At 51.9% G+C, this 23,285-nt stretch carries 12 protein-coding genes and 2 pseudogenes; 4 read left to right on the plus strand and 10 right to left on the minus strand.

From position 1 onward, the window contains the following. Both QVO99_RS09875 and QVO99_RS09880 read right to left on the minus strand, forming a co-directional pair. Window positions 1–1,361, minus strand: a 1,361-nt coding sequence (locus tag QVO99_RS09875) for an ATP-binding protein (RefSeq protein ID WP_288177159.1), incomplete at its 3' end; no start/stop codon positions are given. Window positions 1,362–1,440: 79 nt separating this feature from the next. Then, window positions 1,441–2,595 (minus strand): hypothetical protein, encoded by a 1,155-nt coding sequence (locus tag QVO99_RS09880; RefSeq protein ID WP_042518415.1) that lies wholly within the window; start codon window positions 2,593–2,595, stop codon window positions 1,441–1,443. Between the two features lie 390 nt (window positions 2,596–2,985). On the opposite strand from QVO99_RS09880, the gene QVO99_RS09885 reads away from it, so the two are divergent. Further along, window positions 2,986–4,380 carry an MATE family efflux transporter gene (locus tag QVO99_RS09885; protein WP_022317453.1) on the plus strand — a complete coding sequence of 465 codons (1,395 nt, stop codon included), beginning with the start codon at window positions 2,986–2,988 and terminating at the stop codon, window positions 4,378–4,380. Between the two features lie 144 nt (window positions 4,381–4,524). On the opposite strand, the gene crcB is transcribed toward QVO99_RS09885, so the two are convergent. Beyond that, window positions 4,525–4,887: a fluoride efflux transporter CrcB gene (gene crcB / locus QVO99_RS09890; protein WP_022317454.1), complete on the minus strand. Its 363-nt coding sequence runs from the start codon at window positions 4,885–4,887 to the stop codon at window positions 4,525–4,527. A gap of 408 nt (window positions 4,888–5,295) precedes the next feature. On the opposite strand from crcB, the gene QVO99_RS09895 reads away from it, so the two are divergent. The 3 genes from QVO99_RS09895 (at window position 5,296) to QVO99_RS09905 (ending at window position 11,879) form a co-directional block, all read left to right on the plus strand. Beyond that, window positions 5,296–8,025, plus strand: coding sequence for a M6 family metalloprotease domain-containing protein (locus QVO99_RS09895; RefSeq protein WP_022317455.1), 2,730 nt, complete (start codon window positions 5,296–5,298; stop codon window positions 8,023–8,025). 25 nt (window positions 8,026–8,050) lie between these two features. Next, the gene (locus QVO99_RS09900) at window positions 8,051–10,786 is read left to right on the plus strand and encodes a M6 family metalloprotease domain-containing protein (RefSeq protein WP_022317456.1); all 2,736 of its coding nucleotides are present in this window, start codon (window positions 8,051–8,053) and stop codon (window positions 10,784–10,786) included. 187 nt (window positions 10,787–10,973) lie between these two features. Next, complete coding sequence (locus QVO99_RS09905) at window positions 10,974–11,879, plus strand: helix-turn-helix transcriptional regulator (RefSeq protein WP_022317457.1); 906 nt, start codon at window positions 10,974–10,976, stop codon at window positions 11,877–11,879. A 472-nt stretch (window positions 11,880–12,351) separates the two neighbouring features. Here QVO99_RS09905 and QVO99_RS09910 read toward each other — a convergent pair whose 3' ends face one another. From QVO99_RS09910 to QVO99_RS11110, 7 genes and pseudogenes are all read right to left on the minus strand, one after another. After that, on the minus strand, window positions 12,352–13,941 hold the full coding sequence (locus QVO99_RS09910; protein WP_022317458.1) for a ComEC/Rec2 family competence protein: 1,590 nt from the start codon (window positions 13,939–13,941) through the stop codon (window positions 12,352–12,354). A 22-nt stretch (window positions 13,942–13,963) separates the two neighbouring features. Further along, window positions 13,964–15,445: a carbon starvation CstA family protein gene (locus QVO99_RS09915; RefSeq protein ID WP_022317459.1), complete on the minus strand. Its 1,482-nt coding sequence runs from the start codon at window positions 15,443–15,445 to the stop codon at window positions 13,964–13,966. A gap of 125 nt (window positions 15,446–15,570) precedes the next feature. Then, window positions 15,571–16,311 (minus strand): nitroreductase family protein, encoded by a 741-nt coding sequence (locus QVO99_RS09920; protein WP_022317460.1) that lies wholly within the window; start codon window positions 16,309–16,311, stop codon window positions 15,571–15,573. Between the two features lie 310 nt (window positions 16,312–16,621). After that, complete coding sequence (gene asnB, locus QVO99_RS09925; RefSeq protein ID WP_022317461.1) at window positions 16,622–18,310, minus strand: asparagine synthase B; 1,689 nt, start codon at window positions 18,308–18,310, stop codon at window positions 16,622–16,624. Window positions 18,311–18,358: 48 nt separating this feature from the next. Beyond that, entirely contained in the window at window positions 18,359–19,708 is a 1,350-nt protein-coding gene (locus QVO99_RS09930) for a glutamate synthase subunit beta (RefSeq protein WP_022317462.1), read from the minus strand. Window positions 19,709–19,715: 7 nt separating this feature from the next. Further along, window positions 19,716–22,064: pseudogene (locus QVO99_RS09935) on the minus strand (glutamate synthase-related protein); the annotation flags it as partial. A gap of 52 nt (window positions 22,065–22,116) precedes the next feature. After that, window positions 22,117–22,269, minus strand: a pseudogene (locus tag QVO99_RS11110) (hypothetical protein); the annotation flags it as partial. Between the last annotated feature and the right edge of the window lie 1,016 nt (window positions 22,270–23,285).

A 23,285-nucleotide genomic window follows, 5' to 3' on the forward strand; every position in this document is an offset into this window, starting at 1 on the left:
TTCAGAGGTTTTCCTCTGAGCGAGAACACCGCCTGTGTGTTCACGTCGCGGCTCTTCGTGATACTTCCGCTTGCCGAGTCTCCCTCGGTGATGAATATGGCGCTCTCCTCCTTGCGGTCGTCTTTCACGTCGCTGAAGTGTATGCGGCAGTCGCGGAGTTTCCTGTTATGCAGGTTGGCTTTCTTCGCCCTCTCCCTTGCCAGCTTTGTCACTCCGGCCATCGCCTTGCGTTCCTTTTCGCTCGACTGTATCTTCTGGAGCATCACCTCTGCCACGTCGGCATTGCGGTGGAGGAAGTTGTCCACTTCTGTCTTTATGAAGTCGCCCACATATTTGTTCACGGTCACTCCGTCGGGGCTCATGGTCTGCGAACCGAGCTTTATCTTGGTCTGGCTCTCAAACATCGGCTCCTCCACATTGATGGCGATGGCTCCTACGAGTCCGTTGCGGATGTCGGTATATTCAAAGTTCTTGTTGAAGAACTCCTTTATCGTCTTTGCCAGATGCTCCTTGAATGCGCTCTGGTGTGTACCGCCCTGTGTGGTATGCTGTCCGTTTACGAATGAGTGGTATTCCTCTCCATACTGTCCGGTGTGTGTGAAGGCGATTTCGATGTCTTCGCCCTTGAGATGCACGATGGGATACAATCCGTCTGTGGTCATCGTGTCGTTGAGCAGGTCTTTGAGTCCGTTGCGGCTCAGTATCCGTCTGCCGTTATACATTATGGCGAGTCCCGTGTTCAGGTAGGTGTAGTTACGGAGCATCGTCTCTATGATGTCGTCGTGGAAGGAGTAGTTCTTGAAGAGCTTGGCGTCTGGTTCGAAGTAGATGTATGTTCCGTTCTCGTCGGTAGTATCCTCTGCGACGTCGGTCTTCAGCTCTCCCCTCTCGAATGTCAGGGCTCTCACCTTGCCGTCGCGATACGATTTCACCTCGAAGTTCAGGCTCAGGGCGTTTACAGCCTTTATACCCACTCCGTTGAGTCCCACGCTTTTCTTGAACGCCTTTGAGTCGTATTTTCCTCCCGTGTTTAGCATGCTCACCGCCTCTACGAGTTTCCCCTGCGGAATGCCTCGTCCGTAGTCGCGCACGCTTACGCGGAGGTGTTCGTCGATGTCCACCTCTATGCGTTTGCCTTGGTTCATGCGGAACTCGTCGATGGAGTTGTCCACCACCTCTTTGAGCAGCACGTAGATGCCGTCTTCTGGCAGTGAACCGTCACCGAGTCTTCCGATATACATTCCGGGACGTGTGCGTATGTGCTCCATGTCGGAAAGGTGTCGGATGCTTTCATCGGTGTATTGCACCTGTGGTTCTTGTGGTTCTTGTTGTTCTTGGTTTTCTATATTGATTTCGCTCATGGTTGATGTTTTACGGGTTGACGGGTTGGTTTCCCAATCCCTGACCTTACCTCTGGAGGAAGGAACAGGGCTACAGGCATTACTTTATCTCCTTGATATAGCAGCGGCGCCTCTTGTGGTTTTCACAGTCGAGATACTGCCACTGGCTCTGCACTTTGTCGTTTGCCTCCATCTCCACATGTGTCTCTCCCCATTCATATCCGCGCTCCACGTATCTCGGGATGAGATCGGCAAAGAGGAGCGAGTTGGCTCCCTTGGCACGGTATTCGGGCAGTATGCCCACGAGCAGCAGGTCCACTATCTTGGTGTGTCCGAACTTGAGGGCTCTGAGGATGTGCCACCATCCGAACGGTGTGAGTCTGCCTCTGCGGCATTTCTGCAGTGCCTTGGCAAGCGACGGCAGCGTGATGCCCACTCCCACGATTTTCTTGTCGGCGTTCCAGTCCTCTATCAGCGTGATGAGGTCGAGGTCTGCCATCGGGAAATACATACCTATGTATTGTTCTATCTGCTTGTCGGTCAGTTCCGAATACCCATATAGTCCGGCGAAGGTCTCGTTTATGATCTCGAAGATTCGTCTGCCGTAGCCCTCTTCGAAGATTTCCCGTTTGGTGAGTTTCTTCACGTGCAGGTTATAGCGTTTCTCTATGAGAGAAGCCACCTTGGCGTATTTCTCCGGCACGGTCTTAGGCACGAAGAGCTTGAACTCCACGTAGTCGTTGTCTTTCTCGAATCCGCCGAGCCTCTCCATGTGTTTGGGGTAATAGTCGTAGTTGTATATCGTCGCCATGGTGCCGAGCTGGTCGAATCCCATGGTGAGCATTCCCTCGGGGTCCATATCGGTGAATCCGAGCGGTCCCACCACGTGTGTCATACCCTTCTCCCTGCCGTATTGCTCCACGGCTGAGAGGAGCGCCCCCGACACGTTGATGTCGTCGACGAAGTCTATCCATCCGAAGCGCACGTCGTTTCTTTCCCACTTCTTGTTTGCCTTGTGGTTTATGATGGCAGCCACGCGGCCCACCATCTTTCCCGTCGCCTTGTCGAACGCCATATAATATTCTGCCTCGCAGAACTCAAAGGCTGCATTCTTGTCTTTGCTCAGCGTGTTCATATCGTCGCTGAACAGGTTGGGGGCGTCGTACGGACTGCCCTCATACAGGTCGTAATGGAAGTCGATGAACGCCTTCAGGTCTGCTTTCGTGCTGACTTTTCTTATTTCTATTGATGACATATTCAATAATACTCAAGTTAACTCTCCACATGTGTTTGCGCTGAAGACAAAACCACATCGTTGGCATCCCTCAAGTGAGTGGTGCCATGTGGTAGCCTTCTTGTCATGTGTATAATATAATCTTGTTTTAAAACGAAGGCAAAATTACGGTTTTTTGTGGAAAGTAACAAATTTTGCCCTGCTTTTCGCACTAAAGGCCTGTCTGCCGTCCCATCAGCTGCCGCCGGCATCAGCCCAGCCTGCCGCCGGCAGGGGAAACGGCATAGCAGAAATCCGAGCAAGCCCTAATGCCCGATATGAGTTGAAATCCGGACGCCGTACCAAGTATTTGCACAAATAATATTGGAATGCAGAGAAAAGAGAGTACCTTTGCAGCCTAAATCCAAACTTATGACAACCGGACAAAGAAAAATCAACATTCAACAGAAGAACAAATATTCTTACCACTACCGTATGTTGCTGTCGCTCGGAATACCTATCGTCGTGGGACAGGTGGGCACCATAATCCTCGGATTTGCCGACACGCTGATGGTGGGACACCATAGTGTGATGGAACTGGCGGCTGCGAGTTTCGTAAACACGATAATGGCGATTATCCTCGTGCTGGCACTGGGATTCAGCTACGGACTGACGCCAATGGTGGGTCAGCTCTTCGGAAGGGGCGAGAGGGAGAAGATTGGTTCGGTGATGAAAAACGGACTGGCTGCCGGCACTCTCACTTCCATCATTCTGCTCGGTGTGCTCACGGCGGTGTATCTGAACGTTGACAAGCTGGGGCAGCCTGTGGAACTGCTGCCGCTCGTCAGACCGTATCTGATGGTGAACATGATTTCGGTGCCTTTCGTCTGCTGGTTCAATTCGTTCAAACAGTTCTACGACGCCATCGGCAACACCAAGATGTCGATGTATATCCTGCTGGCGGGCAACGTTGCCAACATCGTGGGCAACTACCTGCTCATCTACGGTCCCGGCCCGCTGCCTGAACTGGGACTGCTCGGAGCCGGACTCAGCACTATGCTCAGCAGAGTGATGATGTTCGTGGTGGCATTCGCGATATTCATGATTTCAAAGAGATATAAGGTATATAGCCGTTCGTTCAGAGAGGCGCGTCTCAGCGGCGAAGCGTTCCGTCAGGTGAGCAAGCAGAGCTGGCCCGTGTCGCTGCAAATGGGAATGGAGTCGGCGGCGTTCTCGCTGACGGGAGTGTTGGTGGGATGGCTCGGCACCACGGCACTGGCTGCCCATCAGGTGATGATCACGGTATCACAGGTGTTCTTCATGATATACTACGGCATTGCCGCTGCTGTGTCGGTGAGAGTGAGCTTCTACGTGGGACAGAACGACATCACGGAACTGCGACGCGTCACGGCTGCCGGATTCCACATCATCTGCATGATAGGATGCGTGGTGAGCATACCGGTGTTCTTGTTGCGCCACGAAACGGGATTCATCTTTGCCAACGACGCCACGATAGCCGAAATCTGCGCCCATGTCACGCTGATAATGATAGTGTATCAGTTTGGCGACGGCATGCAATGCTGCTATGCCAATGCGCTGAGAGGCACGGGCCACGTGCAGCCGATGGTCTACATCGCCTTCGTTGCCTTCGTGTTAGTGTCGCTGCCTTGCAGCTGGCTCTTGGGCATACACATGGGATACGGAATAATGGGAATATGGGGAGCCTTCCCCGTGGGACTCACCGTGGCTGGAGTGCTCTACTATATTTTCTTCCGGCGCCAGGTGGCACGGCTGGAGCATGGAGGACAAGGGATTCTGGCTGCATAGCGAGTGGACAGCAAACGGTCATCAGAAAGTAGTCCCAAACGGCTATTAGGACGTTCATCCACAAATCAGCATCAGTAAGTTTAATTCCAAATAGTCATCAGTAAGTTTACCCCCAAACGTCAATCATGGCGTTTGGGGGTTTTGTTATATCCTGCTGCCCGCCCAAACGGCAACCAATCCAAGTCCTACGCTGAGCGAGGCATAGAGAGCAAGGGACAGCAGATTGTCGGCACGCATGAGCGAGAGGCTCTCGTTCATGAATGTGCTGAAGGTGGTGAAACCGCCGCAGAAGCCTACGGTGAGCAGCAGCCGCATGTCGCCGCTGATGCCCCAACGGTCAGATGCGCCATAGATGAGTCCGATAAGGAGGCAGCCTACCACGTTGACGACCAGCGTGCCAACGGGAAATGCCACAGACGATGCTTCTTGAAGCCATTTAGAAACGAGATAGCGCAACACGGAACCCACGGCTCCGCCAAATGCCACGAGAAGGATATTTTTTATCATTGTTTTTTCAATTGACCATATAGGCTTGCAAAGTTATTCACTTTTACGCTATCCTGCAAAAAATAATGCAAGGCGAGTGCAAAATCATCAAGCTCGCTTGAATGTTTTGCCTAGCCGAAGCTTATTTTATGTAAAAAACTTGTAAGATAACGCCCCGACAACACCTGCCTTAACAATCTAACACACTGATTTTAACTACATTTACAGGCTTTGTGTTAATAATAATTTAAATACGTATTTATTTTTTTGCAAGTCAAAGAATTTAACCTATCTTTGCTCAATGCAAAAGAGCATGGAGCATTTGTCTCCGTCAGTCTTTCATGTCCTGTTTGAAGAACACAGAAAGCCGGGCTCTGGTATCGTTTCTTTATTTGTAGCAATAATTATTTAAATCATTACTTCTGAAAAATGAAATTACACAATACCCTTGCATTGGCGGTACTGTTGTTCTGCTCAGCGCAGAACGGATTCGCCGTGAAAGCTTACCCTGGGGTGATTAAGGCAAAGCAGGCCGACGGTACGGAGATTTCTATCCGTCTGCACGGCAGCGAGCATGGACACTACACTACGACAGTGGACGGATACCCTTTGATCTACAATGAAGCAACCAATAACTATGAGTATGCCACCATCGTCAGCGGAAAGCTGAAGAGCAGCGGCATCGTGGCAACGAACTCTGAGCGACGTTCGCCACAGGCCACGGAACTACTCAAATCCATAAACAAGGAGACAGCGCAGCAGCTGGCAATGAAAATGAGCCTGCAGAAGCGTGTAGGTCAGCAGACTGCAGTAAAGAAGGTGGTGCAGAGACCCAAAAAGGCGCTCATGAACAACTTCCCCCATTTCGGAGAGCAGCACTCTATAGTCATCCTGATGGAGTTCAACGACAAGTCGTTCTCCACAATGAAGAACCCAAAGGAATACTACGACGAAGCGATGAACAAAGAGGGATTCACCGCCATCAACGGTGCTACCGGCAGTGCCAGAGACTTCTTCATAGCAAGCTCTCACGGACAGTTCAAGCCAACATTCGATGTATACGGTCCGGTGAAGATAAACTACGGACAGCATGACGCCGGCGACGGAACATACAACACTCCTATAAACATGGGAACATTCGTGAAGGCTGTAGTGGAGGCTATCGACGACGAGGTGGACTTCTCGCAGTATGACCACGACGGCGACGGAAACGTCGACAACATCTATATCTACTACGCCGGAAAGGGTTCTGCCGACTCCAACGACGCCAACACCATCTGGCCCCACGCCTTCACCATGAATGAATGGGGAATGGAGGTGAAGACCAAAGACGGAGTGAACATCAACAGCTACACCTGCAGCAACGAGGAAGACGGACTGAGCAACGGCTTCACCACCGGTATCGGAACTTTCGTGCATGAATTCGGACACTGCCTCGGATTCATGGACCACTACGACACCACCGGCGTATACTCTTCTTACACCCCCGGCAGCTGGGACACCATGTGCTCCGGCTCTTACAACAACAACAGCAACACTCCCCCACTCTATTCTTCATACGAATGCTACGAGTTGGGATGGCTGAAGCCTGAGGTGATAACAAGAAGAAACGGCAACCTGAACGAACTGCCTTATCTTGGAGAATCCAACAAGGCATACATGATACAGGTGCCTGGCAACGAGAACGAATACTATCTGCTGGAGAACAGACAGAAAAAGGGATGGGACGCATACCTGCCCGGTTCGGGAATGCTCGTATGGCACATCGACTACGACGAGAATCTATGGAAAGACAACAAGGTGAACACCGTCGGCAGGCATCAGCGCGTGGACATCGTGGAGGCAAACGGCAGATACTCCGGCACCGGATACTATCAGACGGGCGTGCCTTTCCCGGGTTCTGACAATGTGACGGAATACTCGTTCAAGTCGTGGGATGCCGTGCATCTGCTCGACATCGACAAGATCTGCGATGTCAACGGACTGGTGTCGTTCTATGTCAAAGGAGCTGACTCGGGAATCACAAAACCGGAGCTCACGGCAAGCAACGAGAGATACAACGGCTTCGACCTGTCGTGGAACAAGGTAGAGAAAGCCGAGAACTATCTGCTCAACGTGAAGAAGGTGAACGAGGACAACTCGCTGACCGACCTGGAGGACTACACCGACAAGACCGTGACCGGAGAGAATGTCTCTGTAGAGGGTCTTGAGAAGGAGACTACATATCAGGTGAGCCTGGCAAGCTGCAACGGTTCTTACATCACAGATGCTGACACCAAGGAGGTGAAGACAACAGAAAAATTCTTCACTGACGAGAAGGTGAAGAACATCATGGAGAAGGACGTGACGATGACTTCGTTCAGCGCCTCATGGGATGCCATCGACGGTGCCCAGGACTATGTGGTGAACCTCGAAAAGGTTACCTACGACGGAGAGAAGGTGACTTCTGCCTACGACTTCACCGACAAAATGGACGGAATGCCGGCAGGATGGGAAACAAACTGCAAGAACTTCAGCAGCAGCAAGGGTACATTCGGCGAGACTGCTCCATCTCTGAAGATGACGGCAAACGGAAACTATCTCACGATGTCTCTTGAAGGAGTAAAGGTGAACAACCTGAATTTCTGGTATTACGTAAGCTCTGCTTCTGAGGGCTCTACAGTGGAGGTGCAGGCGCTGCGCAACGGACAATGGATCACAGAGAAGACCATCGACGCATCGGAGAAGACTAAGGAGAACCTCTCGCTCAACTTCAATGCTGCCGATAAGGTGAGACTATTGTTCAATCGCACAGGAACTGCTTATGTGGTGATTGACGACGTAAGCATCAGCGGCAACAAGCAGAGCGGTTCAAAGATGGACAGATACACTGAGAAGAGCGTTGGCGAAAAGGCTGAAGCCTCGTTCGACGGACTGGAGAAGGCCACAACATACTGTCTCACTGTATACGGAGTGAAGAACGGCGAGAAGACAATCACTTCCAACAAGCACTACGTGACAACAGCCGACGACGTGTCGGGCATCAACAGCGTAAACGCTTCTGCCGACGCCGCAGAACTGATATTCGACATCAGCGGCAGACGCATCAACAACGAGCGCAACGCCGAGGGCATCGTGATTAAGAAAAGCAACGGCAAGACAGTAAAGACGACAAAATAACGAAAACAACTTAATACTCACAGTAATGAAATTCAAAAAACTATTTGCAGCCCTGCTTCTGTCAGCATGCCTCTCGCAGACGGCTACGGCAATACCGGCTTATCCTGGCGTGATAAAGGTGAAACAGGCCGACGGCACGGAGATAAGCATCAGACTCAGAGGCGACGAGTGGGGACACTACACAACGACAGAAGACGGATTCCCGCTGATCTTCAACAAGCAGACAAGCAACTACGAGTATGCCATCATCTCCGGACAGAAACTGGTGAGCAGCAATATCGTAGCTACCGACGCAAGCATGCGCGACCCCAAGGCAATGGCTCTGCTCAACACCATCGACAAGACTGAGGTGGCAAAGATAGCACTGAGCGAAAACTCGGCCACCATCGCCAAAGGCATCAAGAAGGTGGGAGGCAAGCCGCAGAAAGTGCTCATGAACGACTTCCCTCACTTCGGCGACCAACACTCCATCGTTATCCTCGTGGAGTTCAACGACCGTTCGTTCTCTACTGTGTCCGATCCGAAACAGTATTACACCGACATGCTGAACAAGGAGGGCTTCACATACGAAAACGGTGCCAGCGGAAGTGCAAGAGACTTCTTCATAGCAAGTTCACAGGGACAGTTCAAGCCTACGTTCGATGTATACGGACCGGTGAAGATAGACTACTCACAGTATGACTTCGGCGACGGTATGCAGTCAGGACAGAATAATGCCGGAACAATCCTGCAGACTGTAGTGAAGAAGCTCGACCAAGAGGGAGCAGTGAACTTCGCGCAGTATGACCACGACGGCGACGGATATGTAGACAATATCTACTTCTACTACGCCGGATTCGGTTCCAACGACTCCGGCTATTCAAACGTGATATGGCCTCACGCCTTCGACCTGAGACAGTGGGGAACATACATGAAGACAAAAGACGGCACCGGCATCGGAAGCTACACCTGCAGTAACGAAATAGACGGCAGCAACAGAAAATATCCTACCGGAATCGGAACGTTCGTGCATGAGTTCGGACACGTGCTCGGATTCATGGACCACTACGACACCGCCAACTCCTACGCCACATACACTCCGGGATACTGGGACACCATGGCATCGGGTTCTTACAACAACAGCTGCCACACACCTCCTCTCTACTCGGCATTCGAATGCGCCGAGCTGGGATGGATGAAGCTGACAGAGCTCGACAACACGGCAGAGGGCGTGAACGTGCTGAAACCGCTCGCCGATGACTACATGGCATACAAGGTGAACGTGGACGGCAAACCAAACGAGTATTTCATCCTCGAGAACAGAAGAAGAACAAGCTGGGACAGATTCCTGCAAGGCGAGGGAATGCTCGTATGGCATATCGACTACAATTATGAAGCATGGGTGAACAACAAGGTGAACTCCCTACCTAACCATCAGCGCATAGACATCGTGGAGGCTGGCAACGTGCAGTCTAACGACTACTACGAGCAGGAGACAGTGCCATTCCCAGGTTCGGGCAACGTCAGCTCGCACGACTTCAAGGACTGGAGCAGCACCTCTGCCATCTATCTCGACAAGATAAAGAGAAACGGCAACAACGTGGAGTTCATCATCAAGGGTTCTGACCAGGGTCTTGCTGCCGTGGCAGAAGTGAACATCGACAGGGTGACATACAAGAGCATCGAGTGTTCTTGGCAGGCTGCCGACAAGGCTACGGAATACGTGGTAAGCCTCAAGAAGGTGAGCACAGACAACGACGGCAACGAGATACTCATCGACATACCTGCATACAACAACCTGAAGATCACGGCAACAAACTTCGAGTTCGACGACCTTGATTATGACACTGAGTATGCAATCTGCGTATCAAGCAGCATCGGCACTTTCAAGAAGAAGCCTACCATCACGAAAACTGCCACGAACTCACTGCCATTCGATAAGACTCAGGTGAAAAACGTGAAGATAAGCGATCTGTCACCAGTGTCGTTCACTGCCTCTTGGGACGCTCTTGCCGACGCTCAGGGCTACAAGCTCTACCTGATGAGAAACTTCTACGACGGTGAGACCATCACTACCTCATACGACTTCACCAATGAAATCTCCGGCATGCCGGAGGGATGGCTTTCATCTACAAACCTCCTCGGCACAAATGATGGTTTCTACGGTGTGGCAAGTCCGTCACTGCGATTCACCCAGAAGAGCCAGTATCTCGTCATGACAAACAGCGGTGCAAACATCACCAACGTGAAGTTCTGGATGAGAGCACAGCAGCCTGGCAAGGGCTCAAAACTCGAGGTATATATCGAGAACGGTGAAGAGTGGAAACTGGCTGACGAGATAACACTGACATCGGGCAACGGCGAGGTATACAACATCGAGGTTGATCCTACTACGGCTGTGAAACTGCAGTACAACCGTCGTTCATCTGGTATTCTCTACATCGACGACGTAGAGGTGAGCGGCAAGCAGCAGAGAGACTTCCCTGGGGTTAATGGCAAGGAGACTGAATATAATGACATGACATTCGGTGCGCTTGATTCCAACGCTTACTACACTCTGACCGTTTCCGGAATATGCAACGGAGTAGAGAGTCTGAAGTCTGATCCTGTACAGGTGAAGACTCTCAAAGGCACCGACGGCATCAAGGGTGCTACAATGATAGAGGTGAATGGCAACAAGGCTATCTTCACTATCGACGGCAAGCAGATTGACAAAATGCCAGCCGACAAGTCGGTATTCGTAATCAAGCAGGACGGCAAGTCTGTAAAGGCTACGAAATAAGCCATAGGCTGAACTGACGACAGTAAATAGTCAGAACATCATCATAATCGGCATGACGTGTGATACGTTGTGCCGATTTTATTTTGCCTCAAACACCGTGAATGTCGATTATTCTTAGTAACTTCGCAAGGTCGTTTGACAACATTCATAAAATCATCAGCATAACACCCACAAACTCCATCTGCCCATGAGACACGACAAACTCGAAAAGGAACTCCAACTGCTTCTGCTGCTTTCTGAAAACAGAAGCTACTCCGTAGAACAGCTATGCCGGAAGATGGAGACATCGAAACGCAACCTGTATTATTACATCGAATTCTTCCGCGATGCCGGATTCAAAGTGGAGAAATACGGCAACTGCTACTCCATCGACAGGTCGTCGCCGTTTTTCGGCAGACTGATAGAGAAGATTTCCTTCACCGAAGAGGAGGCTATCGTCATCAGCCGCCTGCTCAACAAGGTGAAGAAGAAGAACGCTATCGTGGAGACGCTGAAAAAGAAGATGGAGCGGTTTTATGACCTCGGAATACTGGCAAAGGACTCTCTCAGCGACAAGGACTCCCATATCATCAGCGTATTGCACGACGCGATAAAACACGAGAACCAGGTGGTGATACGCGGATATTCGTCGCCTCACAGCAAGACGAGGAGGGACAGACTCGTGGAGCCGTTCATGCTCATGGACAGCAACAGGGAGGTGAGATGTTTCGAACCGGACTCCGGACTGAACAAGACGTTCAAGATAGTGCGCATGGACGATGTGGAGGCACTGTCCGACAACTGGGCATTCAAAGACAGACACAAGCAGATGTTCACCGATGCCTTCATGTTCAGTTCTGAAGAGACCACAAGGGTGGAGATGCGTCTCGGACAACTGTCTCACGACCTGATGGCTGAAGAATTTCCGCGCACCCTACACAACATGACGCAAGAGGAAAACGGAACATGGCTGCTCTCGCTCGACGTCTGCAGCTACATAGGCATCGGGCGCTTCGTGCTCGGACTGTTCGACGACATCGAAGTGTTGGGCGACGAGGGTTTCAAACGGTATCTGAAGGAGAAGCTCGACAAGTTCTGCGGTCTTCTCGCATAATCCCCAATCGGTCATTAGGGCTTGCTTGGATTTTGTGTTTTTATAAGAGTGGATTTTGTTTGGCTTTTAATGAGTAATAGCGAGCTATTGCGAATTAAAAACAAGCAAAAGACGCCTTATAAAAAGCAAAAGACTGCAAGCAGTTATGAAATACCATATTAAACGGCCTAATGACCGTTTTGGGATAATCTGAAATAGGAATAATAGCTATCGAAATCACCCAAAAACATCAACGACAAGCATTACCTCTAATTTTCCCCCACAGCGTGGGGAATGAAACCCCACATTAGGGGGTTCTGTTCCCCACGCTGTGGGGGAAATTAAAGACGATAAAAGCGTTGTCACAAATAGGTCTTCAGGAATGCCGGCATATATTTTTATCACCGGAATTATCCCGAATCGGTTATTGGGAATTGTTTGGTTTTTGTCCTTTCAGAAGAGTGTTTTTTTTGTTTGGCTTACCTCAAATCCCTTATGGTTCGTTGCCCATCCCGAAGGGCCGCATCACTCCATAGCCGCCAATCATACGCATTCCGAGCCATACCAGCACGACGACGCCATAAACCGCCACTACCTGCCACGGGCTTATGGCGATATTCTCTATGCTCGCCATCGGCAGACCGGCGATAAGGGCGAGGGCATCGTTGAGGAACTGGGCTGCCGAACCGAGTCCATAAGCCAGCAGACCGCTCACCACCGGCTGCCACGACAGCAGAAACATCGCCAGGGCACCATACAGCAGGAGCATCGCCATGGGGATGGCAATGAAATTGGTGAGAAGGAAATAGCAGGAGAACCTGCCGAAATAATATGCCGTAAGGGGCGACACTCCCAACTGTGCGGCAAGCGACACCGTAACCATCCCACTGACCCAGCGCATGGGCTGGCGCTGCCAGATAGGTGACCGGAACAGGAGGCGTTCCATCTGCGGAACAAAAAGCAATATAGAGGCTACGGCTATGAACGACATCTGGAACCCTACATCGAAAACACTCATCGGACTCACCGCCACCACTACGAATGCCGCCAGCGCAAGGTGGTCGAGAGAGAGACTCTCCCTGTTTGCCACCGCCACTACGCTACATACCGACAGCATCAGCGCCGACCTGACCGCAGAGACGGGCAGTCCGACAATCATGACATACCACCACACCGTGGCAATGGCGAGAAGCCGTGCCGCTATACGTAGACGGAACAGTCGTCTGCCATCGAGCAGAAGCATCAGCAGAGTATATATGATGGCTATATGCAGACCGGAAAGCGCCAGCACATGCGACGCTCCCGACACGCTATACAACGTGCGCACATGGCGGTCTATCATCCTCTTGTCGCCAAGGGTGAGGGCTGAAATCACGGCGAGACTGGCACCCGACACATCGCCTCTGCTGAACTGCGCGAGCAGGCGCTGACGGAAAGCAAGCAGATGCAGCCGCAACCGATGCCAAACGGGAATGGAAGTGGCGGAGATCTGCTTCAACTTCATGTCGGAGGCATAAACGAAGGTCTGCGCCCTGAAGCCCTGGGTCTGGAGATAACGGGAATAGTCGAATCGCCGTTCTGGCGCCCTGGCAGCTTTTCTCTGTACGGGAATCTTAGAATCTTTTCTCAGCCCGGGCACCGTGAAAACCGACAATGCCTCTATGCCGCTGCCAATGCCGAGGCGGCATGTGTCGAGACCGGCAATGCTGACCTTCGCCATAAAAGGAGAAACGCGGCGGTCTGCCACATCCACCACGAGGGCATCGAAGCCGACCACCTTGCCGTGTCTTTGCGGAGTGCTCATCACCACGGCGTCGTATTTCATATAATCAGCAGGCGGAGCACCTGTGGCATACTCCCGGTTGAGAGTCGTCACAAATGCTCCGCCAACGAATGCGAACAGGCATGCAAAGCAGGATGATGACCTGCCGCTATTGAATAGCAGGAGTGACACCAAGCCCATGACCACCGCCACAAGCCCCCAGCCGAGGGGCTGCACTGACAGATGGACGAGCGACGCCATCACTACTCCTGAGAGGAATGGCACCGCAATGCGCAGGAACACGCTGCGGCGGTTTTTCATAATGCTGCAGGATTAGCCGTCATCAGTCCGTGGAGGTCTCGCCTATCTCTCTCTCCTTCTCGCCGTATTTCCTTATCCATACCACAAACCACACCATTGCGATGATGACGGTGAGGATGCCGAGGTAATATGCCAGGTCTTCCTGCAGTCCGAATGCCTGCTTGGATATGAAGAGATATGTGGAGCAGACGCCTGTCATGAACAGAGCTGGAAGGAGGGTTATGACGTATGGCTTGTTCTTACGCACGAGATACACGGTGATTGCCCACAGTGTGAACACCGAGAGTGTCTGGTTTGACCATCCGAAATACTGCCATATCACGTTGAAGCCGTCAGGATTGGAACTCTGCCATGCGAGCAGGGCGATGGAGACAACGAAGATGGGCAGGCAGACATACAGGCGGTTCATCTTCGGCTTCTGGTTGAGCTTCAAGGCTGACGCCACGATGAGTCTGGCGGAACGGAAAGCGGTGTCGCCGCTCGTTATCGGGGCTGCCACCACTCCGAGGATGGCAAGCACGCCACCGAGTATTCCGAGCCAGTCCTGGCATACGGTAGTAACCACCATCGGCGCTGACGTGTGGAAGCCTTTTGCCGCTGCGAGCTGCTCATAGCCTGGCGTCGGCGAATCGTAGAAGAACCACATTGCCACCGTAGCCCACACGAGAGCCACGAGTCCTTCGGTAATCATTGAACCATAGAAGATGGGTCGTCCCATCTTCTCGCTCTTCAGGCAGCGCGCCATGAGCGGACTCTGTGTGGCATGGAAGCCACTGATAGCTCCGCAGGCGATGGTTATGAAGAGACACGGGAAGATATTGTCGGTGAACGACGGGTCTTGCTCCTTTGCCATATTGCCGAGGCCGTCCCACAGCTCCGGCAGCACCGGCATCTTGATGAGGAGCACCACGATGAGGGCTACTGCCATGAAGAGCAGGGAGAAGGAGAATATGGGGTATATCTTGCCGATAATCTTGTCGATGGGGAGCATCGTTGCTACCACGTAATATGCGAATATCACTATTATCCATAGGAGCGAACCGCCACTGATATGGCCGAGGATTTCTGCCGGACTATACACGAACACCGTGCCCACCATGATGAGGAGCACCACGCAGAACACGAGCATCACGTTGCGCGGAGTCTTGCCGAGGTATTTGCCGATGAGGGCGGGCAGGTCGGCTCCGTTGTTACGCATGGAGAGCATACCGCTGAAGAAATCGTGGGTGGCACCGGCAAAGATGCAGCCGAGGATAATCCAGAGGTATGCCGCCGGACCGAACTTGGCTCCCATGATGGCACCGAAGATCGGTCCCGTGCCGGCGATGTTGAGAAACTGGATCATGAAAATCTTCCAGTTGGGCATCGGCACATAGTCGATGCCGTCGTTTATCACCACGGCGGGAGTCTTTCTGTCGTCAGGAGCGAACACTTTGCTTACGAACTTTCCATACAAGAGATAGCCCAGCACAAGGGCTACAAAGCTAATGAAAAATGTTATCATAGGTCTTGATAGTAAACTGTGCGCACGGTCTGCTTGTCTACCAATGACTTATGGCAGAGGGGCGTAACATAGGTTTTGATTATTGTTGTGTTTCTTTAGTTTTCTTACTGTCAGGATCTTCCTCCTTAGTCAAGGAATCCCTGTGAGCGCAGGGCATCGAGCATCGTTGCCGACATTGCCTCGTTGTCTTTCTTGGTGTAGCGCAGGTCGGTGAACACCTGTGCGAGGGTCTCCTTGTGGTTGACACGCACGAACTCCTCGTTTTCCGGAAGCGCCTCCTTCTCGGCATAATACTCGTCGATGAGCTGCGGGGTGTAGTCGGTGTAGGTCTCTGAATGGATGATGCTCTGCAGCGGCAGTCTGTCGGTGAGCGGCGGATTCTCGTCGGGCCATCCCAGCGTTATCGTGGCAACGGGCATCACGAGGCGCGGCAGCTTCAGCGTGTCGATTATCTGTTTGGGGTTATACACCGTGGTGCCGAGGAAGCAGTAGCCGAGTCCTTCCTCGTCGGCGAGGTTGCAGAAGGTCTGGGTATACAGCAATGCGTCGGTGGCTGCATTCAGAAACGAGAGCAGATTGTCGTATCCCGGCGTCGCCTTGCGGTTTTCTGCCCATCGTGTGGTACGGTTGAAATCAGCACAGATGGTGAGCACCACCGGCGCCTGCGTAACCATCGGCTGACAGAAATGCGCCGGCGCGAGCTTCTCTTTCATCTCTGCCGAACGTGTCACCACCACGCTGTAGAGCTGCAGGTTTCCCATCGTCTGGGTACGCATTGCCTCAGCCAGGAGCCTGTTGAGGAGTTCGTCGCTTACGGGCTTGTCGGAATACTTTCGTATAGTCTTTCTCGTGTTTATCGTTTTCATTCTGTTTTAAGTTTACATTGCTTCAAAATCGTGTCGTCTCTCTATGAGCGAAACATACAGGCAAAGATATACATTATTTCCCGAACTCCGTCATCATCGGCTGAAAAATATAACATTTTGAATTCGGCATGATTGCGCGACTGTCTCCTATAGTTCTCGTATGCAGGAGTGATTGCCGTTATATATGAGTGAATGACTGATTTGGGGTTATGCATCAGACAATCATAAGAAACAGCCGTTTTGCAATGCAAGAGTAAGTTCTCTTGACGTTGCAAAACGGCTGCTTTTATAAATAGAAGCTATGTTATTATCACGCCAAAGCGTTTTCGTGTACGCCGGAAACGGCACGTCCGCTTGGGTCGTTCATGTTCTTCCACGCTTCGTCCCACTCCAAAGCCACAGCTGTGGAACAAGCTACACTTGCCTCGTGGGGAACGCTGCGGGCTGCGCTCTCGCTGGGGAAATGCTCCTCGAAGATGGAACGATAATAGTATTCCTCCTTGCAGAGAGGCGTGTTTATCGGGAAACGTTCGGCAGCATGTGCCATCTGCTCGTCGGTCACGGCTTCAGAGGTGATCTTCTTCAGAGTGTCTATCCACGAATATCCCACACCGTCGCTGAACTGCTCCTTCTGTCGCCATGCCACCTCTTCGGGCAGCATATCCTCGAATGCCTCACGCACGATGCGCTTCTCCATAGACGCCTTCGGGTCGGAGCCGGGGAGAATGCTGCACATCTTTGCCTTGGGATTGGTGCGCATCGCCACGTCAAGGAATTCCTTGTCGAGGAACGGCACTCGTCCTTCCACGCCCCATGCCGAAAGACTCTTGTTGGCACGCAGGCAGTCATACTGATGCAGTTTGGAAAGTTTGCGTACGGTCTCCTTATGGAATTCCTCTGCCGAAGGCGCCTTGTGGAAATATAGGTAGCCACCGAAAATCTCGTCGGCTCCCTCACCCGACAGCACCATCTTGATGCCCATCGACTTTATCACGCGCGCCAGCAGATACATTGGCACGGAGGCACGCACTGTGGTTATATCGTAGGTCTCGATGAAATAGATAACGTCACGAAGGGCATCCAATCCCTCCTGAATAGTATAGTTGATTTCGTGATGCACCGTGCCGATATAGTCAGCCACCTGACGCGCCTTCGCCAAGTCGGGCGCTCCCTTGAGTCCCACGGCAAACGAATGGAGACGGGGCCACCAAGCCCTGCTCTGGCTGTCTGTCTCGATACGGCGTTCGGCGTAGCTCTCGGTGATGGCACTGATGACGCTACTGTCAAGACCGCCCGAAAGCAGCACTCCATACGGCACGTCGCTCATCATCTGGCGTTTCACTGCCGCACAAAGACTATCGCGTATGGCATCGCTGCTGGCGGGATTGTCCTTCACATTGTCGTATTCCATCCAGTCGCGCTTATACCAAGGCTTCATTCCGGGATCCTTGCTCCAATAATAGTGGCCGGGCAGGAACGGTTCATAGCGGTCGCACTCGCCTTCAAGAGCCTTCAGCTCACTTGCCACGAAAACTTTTCCGTCGGCGTTATATCCTATATAAAGAGGAATGACTCCGATATGGTCGCGGGCTATGAGGAAGGCATCCTGCTCCTCGTCATAAAGGGCAAAGGCGAAAATACCGTTCAGGTCTTCAAGAAAGTCAATTCCCTTGTCGCGGTAAAGCGCAAGGATCACCTCACAGTCGCTACCTGTCTGAAAATCATAACGCCCCTGATATCTTGCCCTGATCTCCTTATGGTTATATATCTCGCCGTTGACGGCCAGCACCTGTTTGCCATCCGGCGAGAACAGAGGCTGACCTCCACTCTCGGGATCGACGATGCTCAGACGCTCATGCGCCAGTATGGCACTGCCCGAACAATGTATGCCGCTCCAGTCTGGACCACGGTGGCGTATCTTCTTACTCATGCCGAGAGCCTTGGTGCGCAGCTCCGGCGTCTGTTCTTTTACGTTGAATATTGCTACAATTCCGCACATATATCTTTCTCTTTTGGGGAAATAAAGCTACAAAAATTTCTTGTTCTCTCAAACTGACTGCAGGTAGCTGTCCACCTTGTGCGCCGCATCGCGGCCGCTTGCCATAGCCCTTACCACGAGCGAGGCTCCGTTCAAGGCATCGCCGCAGACGAATACGTTATCGGGATAGTCAGGGTGCTGAGGCTTGAGGAATCCCATTGCGAGGAAGCACGCCTCACACTTTATCACCTCGGGGTCGCCAGCCTCAACCATCAACGGACGGCCTCCCTCTGGATTCGGCTGCCAGTCGATGGGCTGCACACGGACGCCACACAGCTTTCCGTTCTTGCCTATGAACTCCAGCGTGTTGATGTTCCAGCGACGCGTACATCCCTCCTCGTGGCTCGACGTGGTCTTGAGCACGCGCGGATAGTTCGGCCATGGATTCTTCGGGTCGTCGGGACCCTCCACGGGGCGTGGCATGATTTCTATCTGTGTGACGCTCTTGCATCCCTGGCGATGGGCGGTGCCTATGCAGTCGGAACCGGTGTCGCCGCCGCCGATGACGAGCACGTCCTTGCCCTTGCAGGTGACACGCTCGTCCTTGGAGTACTCTGCTCCAGATAGGACGCGGTTCTGCTGCGAGAGCAGTTCCAAGGCGAGGTGTACACCTTTGAGTTCGCGACCGGGCACGTTCTTGAGGTCACGTGCCTCGGGTGTTCCTGTTGCAAGGACGTAGGCGTCAAAGCCTTCGGGCAATGAAGAGGCTTCCACCACTGTATTGTATACGAACCGTATGCCTTCCTCGATGAGGATGTCGAGCCTACGGTCAATGATGTTCTTTGAGAGCTTGAAGTTGGGAATGCCGTAACGCAGCAGACCTCCTGCCGCTTCGTTCTTGTCGAACACGGTCACGCCGTAGCCCATGCGGTTAAGGCGATTGGCAGCCACAAGGCCCGAAGGACCGGCACCTATCACCGCTACACTCTTGCCGTTGCGTGGGAAGGTCATCGGTTTGATATAGTCCTCATGCCATGCCGTCTCTGTTATGGCAGCCTCGTTCTCACGGTTGGTTACCGGGGCGTGGTCTGTAAGATTGAGCACGCAAGCCTTTTCGCAGAGCGCCGGACAGATGCGTCCGGTGAATTCAGGAAAGTCGTTTGTGGCATTGAGCAGACGATAAGCCAGTTCCCAGTCGCCATTGCAGAGAGCGTCGTTCCATTCAGAATCCTTGTTGCCCAACGGACAAGCCCAATGGCAGAACGGCACACCGCAGTCCATGCAGCGGCTTGCCTGAGCCATGCGGTCACGCGAGTTGAGAGTCTGCTCCACCTCGCCAAAGTCATGTATTCTTTCGTGTAAAGGACGATACCCGGCTTCAAGCCTGGGCACTTCCATGAAAGCTTTTAGTTTTCCCATATCTTCCTTAGTTATTTATTAATTGCATATTGGCGATCTTCTCTTCCAGCTGGCGCATCTTCTCCTCCTGCAGCACCCGCTTGTATTCGATTGGAGTGACAAGGATGAAGTCCTCCACATAGCGGTTCCAGTCGTCCAACATGCGGCGTGCCAGGGCAGAACCCGTGTAGAGGTAATGCTGGCGGATGAGTTCGTGGAGCTCCTTGCGTGCCGAACTTTCCTCGACGAGCGATATCTCCACCTGATCCATATTGCAGAAATAATCAAAAGTATGTTCACGGTCCCAAACGTAAGCCAGACCTCCACTCATACCGGCGGCGAAATTGCGGCCTATCTGACCAAGCACCACGATGCGGCCACCGGTCATATACTCACAGCAATGGTCGCCGGCACCTTCGATGACGGCTGTGGCTCCTGAATTGCGCACGCCGAAACGCTCGCCCACACGGCCGTTGACATACAGCTCGCCACCTGTCGCTCCGTAGAGTCCAGTGTTGCCGGCAATGATATTGTCTTCAGCCACGAAGCCGGCGCTCGAACGTGATGGGGGCAGAATGCTGATGCGTCCGCCGGAGAGTCCCTTCGCAAAATAGTCGTTTGCCTCGCCTTCCAGTCTGACGTTGATGCCACTGACGGCAAAGGCTCCGAAGCTCTGGCCTGCCGATCCCTTGAACTTAATGTTGATGGTGGAATCGGGCAGTCCCTCCTCGCCATAACGCTTGGCTATGACACCAGAGAGCATTGTGGTGACTGCACGGTCGGTATTCTTTATGGCGTAGTCAAGATTCACCTCCTCCTTGTTCTCTATCGCCTTCTCACAGGCACTGATGATATCTTCATCCTTCACGCCGCTGACCTTTGTGAATTCGCTACGGTCCCAATGGAGTGCCTTGTCCGTGTCGGGACGGTGGAGCAGCCGGCTGAAGTCGATGGTTCCCAACTTTGACGACTTGTCCTGCGGAATGACCTCTATCATGTCTGTGCGGCCGATGATGTCCTTAAGATGTCTTACGCCGAGTTCTGACAGATACTCGCGCGTCTGCTGGGCAAGGAATGTGAAGAAGTTGACCACGTATTCGGCACGTCCGCGGAACTTGGCACGCAGGGTCTCGTCTTGCGTTGCCACACCTACAGGACATGTATTGGTGTTGCACTTGCGCATCATCAGACAGCCGAGCACGATGAGCGGCAGGGTGCCGAAAGAGAATTCGTCGGCGCCAAGCATTGCCATGATGATTACATCGCGTGCTGTCTTGAGCTGGCCGTCTGTCTGCAGGCGAACCTGGTCGCGCAGACCGTTGAGCACCAGTGTCTGCTGTGCCTCGGCAAGTCCGATTTCCGGCGAGATACCGGCAAAGCGCATCGACGATACCGGACTTGCACCCGTGCCGCCCTCAGCTCCTGAGATGACGATGAGGTCTGCCTTTGCCTTTGCCACACCGGCGGCAATGGTGCCCACACCGCTCTCGGCAACAAGCTTCACGCTGACTGCGGCGGTGGGATTGATATTCTTGAGGTCGAAAATCAACTGGGCAAGGTCTTCGATTGAATAAATGTCGTGATGTGGCGGTGGCGAGATGAGCGTGATTCCAGGAATGGCATTACGTGTCTTGGCAATGATCTTGTTCACCTTAAAGCCGGGCAACTGTCCGCCTTCACCAGGCTTTGCGCCCTGCGCCACCTTGATCTGAAGTTCTTCGGCATTGACAAGATATTCGGCTGTAACGCCGAAACGGCCTGAAGCAATCTGCTTGGTCTTGCTGCTGAGCGACACGCCGTCTACCTCGGTGTGGTAGCGGGCGTTGTCCTCACCGCCCTCTCCCGTATTGCTTCGTGAACCGAGACGGTTCATTGCCAGGGCAAGTGCCTCGTGTGCCTCGATGCTGAGCGCCCCGAACGACATGGCTCCTGTGACGAAGTGGCGAACGATGCTCTCCACCGGTTCCACCTCGTCGAGCGGTGTCGGCGTGGCTGCCTTCTTGAAGGTGAGCAGATTGCGGAGGAAGATGGGGCGCTCGCCCTTTTCGGCATCTCCCGTGGCGGAATGGGTGTCGACGATTGCCGCCCACTCCTTGAACTGCTTATAGCTGCCCAAGCGTGTGGCGAGCTGCAGCTTGGTGATAGTCTCGGGGTTCCAGGCATGCTCTATGCCGTCTTTTCTATAACTGAAAAGGCCGTTGTTGGGTAGGAAATACTTCTCTTCTGCCTTCACTACAGGAGAGGGGAAGAAAGCTGCCTGGTTGAGCTCTGTGTATTCTCTTGCGATATCCTTCAGTCTGATACCTCCGATGGTGCTTATCTCCGTGCCGAAATGTTTTCTGAGCAATGCTTCTGAGAATGCCTTGCAGCAGAATAAACTCGTGAGGAATCTGCACCATAATGCCAGCACCGTCACCTGTTTTGTCACGAGTTTCGGCACCACGGTGTTGCATGTTCTCCAACACGCGCAGAGCATTATCCACCAACTCATGACTTTTGCCTCCATGTATGTTTACCACCATACCCACGCCGCACGCATCGTGCTCGTAGGCTGAGGCATACAATCCTTGTTTTGCGTCCATATTAAAATGTTTGGTTGATACCTTTAAACAACTTTCTACCCGAAGGATCTATTTCTTTTATTTACAAGCCAACACGGCTTTTTCTCAATCCTCTCTAACACTTTGTTTGAAAATTACAACAATCAATAGCAATATACAAGTGTATTCGTGTTTGCGGTTGCAAAAGTAAAACAACATTTTAAAACACGCAAATATAATGACAGTTATTTATTTCATAATACGAAATTTTGTTACGAAAACAACATCATTCATAACATTTTTATACCACGGATAAGGAATACAAGGAAAAAAGACAAAGAATAGAAATTGCTTACCCCCAAAAAGTCACCGAGGCTTGCATGTTTTAAGATTTCAGAACAATACTCATGCCGGGCGTACTACTCAAAAAGGGCCTCGACACCACGTCGAAGCCCTTTTTCATCATTTTTGAATGTCTTAGCTGTTAGTATTAATGTAGCATGTAATTCTGAAAATCAGTGTTTGTTGATGCAAAGGTATCACAAGAATTGATTTAAAACAAATAATCTATAAGTTTTATACCCAAAAACTACGTAAACGTTTGCAATCCTTTGGTTACAATTTACACCTTTGAATACGCAAAATATTGACCGATATCAACAGAAATACGCTATTTTTCATATATATGCATTATATATGAAATTCCAGTTTCCATAGTCTATCGCATACATTTATCGCTGCAATCGGACTTTGGACTGGTGTAATGTTACAACAAGCGGAATGGCATGGCCGAGGGTTTTCCGCTTCACGTATTTTTATACAGGTTGCCCATAGATGAATCCATCTACAAACGATAATCGGCACCACTCACAAAAAGAAAAAAATGCACTATTGCTGAAAACAGAATAATCAAGCTAGCCCTAATAACCGATTTGGGTAAAAATTGGGCACGGTGCTTGCCCAACTGGGGCAACCTGCTTACCCATCCGGGGCACGCTGCTTGCCCCTGATGGGCAGAATTGCAGTCAGGCATCTGCCCAATAAGTTAATGTTGTAAC

Origin of the sequence: Prevotella sp. CAG:592 (assembly GCF_000436015.1) — a bacterium.
GTDB lineage: Bacteria > Bacteroidota > Bacteroidia > Bacteroidales > Bacteroidaceae > Prevotella > Prevotella pectinovora.

What these genes read in the sequence shown, in the direction of transcription:
- QVO99_RS09880 (WP_042518415.1), bottom strand. Translation starts at nt 2,595, where the DNA reads ATGTCATCAATAGAAATAAGAAAAGTCAGCACGAAAGCAGACCTGAAG.
- QVO99_RS09885 (WP_022317453.1), top strand. Translation starts at nt 2,986, where the DNA reads ATGACAACCGGACAAAGAAAAATCAACATTCAACAGAAGAACAAATAT.
- crcB (WP_022317454.1), bottom strand. Translation starts at nt 4,887, where the DNA reads ATGATAAAAAATATCCTTCTCGTGGCATTTGGCGGAGCCGTGGGTTCC.
- QVO99_RS09895 (WP_022317455.1), top strand. Translation starts at nt 5,296, where the DNA reads ATGAAATTACACAATACCCTTGCATTGGCGGTACTGTTGTTCTGCTCA.
- QVO99_RS09900 (WP_022317456.1), top strand. Translation starts at nt 8,051, where the DNA reads ATGAAATTCAAAAAACTATTTGCAGCCCTGCTTCTGTCAGCATGCCTC.
- QVO99_RS09905 (WP_022317457.1), top strand. Translation starts at nt 10,974, where the DNA reads ATGAGACACGACAAACTCGAAAAGGAACTCCAACTGCTTCTGCTGCTT.
- QVO99_RS09910 (WP_022317458.1), bottom strand. Translation starts at nt 13,941, where the DNA reads ATGAAAAACCGCCGCAGCGTGTTCCTGCGCATTGCGGTGCCATTCCTC.
- QVO99_RS09915 (WP_022317459.1), bottom strand. Translation starts at nt 15,445, where the DNA reads ATGATAACATTTTTCATTAGCTTTGTAGCCCTTGTGCTGGGCTATCTC.
- QVO99_RS09920 (WP_022317460.1), bottom strand. Translation starts at nt 16,311, where the DNA reads ATGAAAACGATAAACACGAGAAAGACTATACGAAAGTATTCCGACAAG.
- asnB (WP_022317461.1), bottom strand. Translation starts at nt 18,310, where the DNA reads ATGTGCGGAATTGTAGCAATATTCAACGTAAAAGAACAGACGCCGGAG.
- QVO99_RS09930 (WP_022317462.1), bottom strand. Translation starts at nt 19,708, where the DNA reads ATGGGAAAACTAAAAGCTTTCATGGAAGTGCCCAGGCTTGAAGCCGGG.